The 1,198-nt window shown below is 53.1% G+C and carries 12 tRNA genes; all 12 read left to right on the top strand.

What is annotated here, in order from left to right:
- Window positions 1-62 precede the first annotated feature (62 nt).
- The 12 genes from IV45_RS03515 to IV45_RS03570 all read left to right on the top strand — a co-directional run bounded on the left by IV45_RS03515 (window position 63) and on the right by IV45_RS03570 (window position 1,138).
- Window positions 63-135: transfer RNA gene (locus tag IV45_RS03515), tRNA-Val, on the top strand.
- Between the two features lie 20 nt (window positions 136-155).
- Window positions 156-228 (top strand) — tRNA-Lys (locus IV45_RS03520).
- Between the two features lie 24 nt (window positions 229-252).
- Window positions 253-325: transfer RNA gene (locus IV45_RS03525), tRNA-Thr, on the top strand.
- 9 nt (window positions 326-334) lie between these two features.
- Window positions 335-406 (top strand) — tRNA-Gly (locus tag IV45_RS03530).
- Between the two features lie 18 nt (window positions 407-424).
- Window positions 425-510 (top strand) — tRNA-Leu (locus IV45_RS03535).
- Window positions 511-516: 6 nt separating this feature from the next.
- Window positions 517-590: transfer RNA gene (locus IV45_RS03540), tRNA-Arg, on the top strand.
- A gap of 5 nt (window positions 591-595) precedes the next feature.
- Window positions 596-669 (top strand) — tRNA-Pro (locus IV45_RS03545).
- 28 nt (window positions 670-697) lie between these two features.
- Window positions 698-771 (top strand) — tRNA-Met (locus IV45_RS03550).
- A gap of 16 nt (window positions 772-787) precedes the next feature.
- Window positions 788-861, top strand: a tRNA-Ile gene (locus IV45_RS03555).
- A gap of 27 nt (window positions 862-888) precedes the next feature.
- Window positions 889-976: transfer RNA gene (locus IV45_RS03560), tRNA-Ser, on the top strand.
- A 9-nt stretch (window positions 977-985) separates the two neighbouring features.
- Window positions 986-1,059: transfer RNA gene (locus IV45_RS03565), tRNA-Met, on the top strand.
- Window positions 1,060-1,063: 4 nt separating this feature from the next.
- A tRNA-Asp gene (locus tag IV45_RS03570) sits at window positions 1,064-1,138 on the top strand.
- The last annotated feature ends 60 nt before the right edge of the window (window positions 1,139-1,198 follow it).

The following is a 1,198-nucleotide window of genomic DNA, read 5'->3' on the forward strand; positions in this document are numbered from 1 at the left end:
ACGCGCCGAAAGTAGTTGGGGGATCGCTCCCTGCGAGGATAGGACGTTGCCGCGCTTTTTATGGAGGATTAGCTCAGTTGGGAGAGCGTCTGCCTTACAAGCAGAGGGTCACAGGTTCGAGCCCTGTATCCTCTATTGAGTCTCACTAGACTCATGAGCCGTTAGCTCAGTCGGTAGAGCATCTGACTTTTAATCAGAGGGTCGAGGGTTCGATCCCCTCACGGCTCATTGACCGACAAGGGCTTACATAATGCCGACTTAGCTCAGTTGGCAGAGCACCTGTCTTGTAAACAGGGGGTCGGAGGTTCGAGCCCTCTAGTCGGCACTTAAATATGCGGAAGTAGTTCAGTGGTAGAACATCACCTTGCCATGGTGGGGGTCGCGGGTTCGAATCCCGTCTTCCGCTTCGTCAATTCCATATAATGCCGGGGTGGCGGAATTGGCAGACGCACAGGACTTAAAATCCTGCGGTCAGTGATGACCGTACGGGTTCGACCCCCGTCCTCGGCATCATTTGCACCCATAGCGCAATTGGATAGAGTGTCTGACTACGAATCAGAAGGTTGTAGGTTCGACTCCTACTGGGTGCATTTTTCGGGAAATAGCTCAGCTTGGTAGAGCACCTGGTTTGGGACCAGGGGGTCGCAGGTTCGAATCCTGTTTTCCCGATTATAGTTTTATACTATATTTCTTAATTCGCGGTGTAGCTCAGCTGGCTAGAGCGTCCGGTTCATACCCGGGAGGTCGAGGGTTCGATTCCCCCTGCCGCGATTTGGGTGGTTACTTTGGACCTTTAGCTCAGTTGGTTAGAGCAAGCGGCTCATAACCGCCCGGTCGTAGGTTCGAGTCCTACAAGGTCCATCGGTCTTGGTGGATTGATTTTAAAATGGAGGATTACCCAAGTGGCTGAAGGGGGCGGTCTTGAAAACCGCTAGGCCGGGCAACCGACGCAAGAGTTCGAATCTCTTATCCTCCTTTATATTATCGCGGGGTAGAGCAGTCTGGTAGCTCGTCGGGCTCATAACCCGGAGGTTGTTGGTTCAAATCCAGCCCCCGCAATTATGGTCCATTGGTCTAGTTGGTTTAGGACGCATCCCTGTCACGGATGAGATCACGCGTTCGAGTCGCGTATGGACCGTTTTTATGGCTCGGTAGCTCAGTTGGTAGAGCAACGGATTGAAGCTCCGTGTGTCGGCGG

The organism is Limosilactobacillus secaliphilus (genome assembly GCF_001437055.1).
In the GTDB taxonomy this organism is placed as follows: domain Bacteria; phylum Bacillota; class Bacilli; order Lactobacillales; family Lactobacillaceae; genus Limosilactobacillus; species Limosilactobacillus secaliphilus.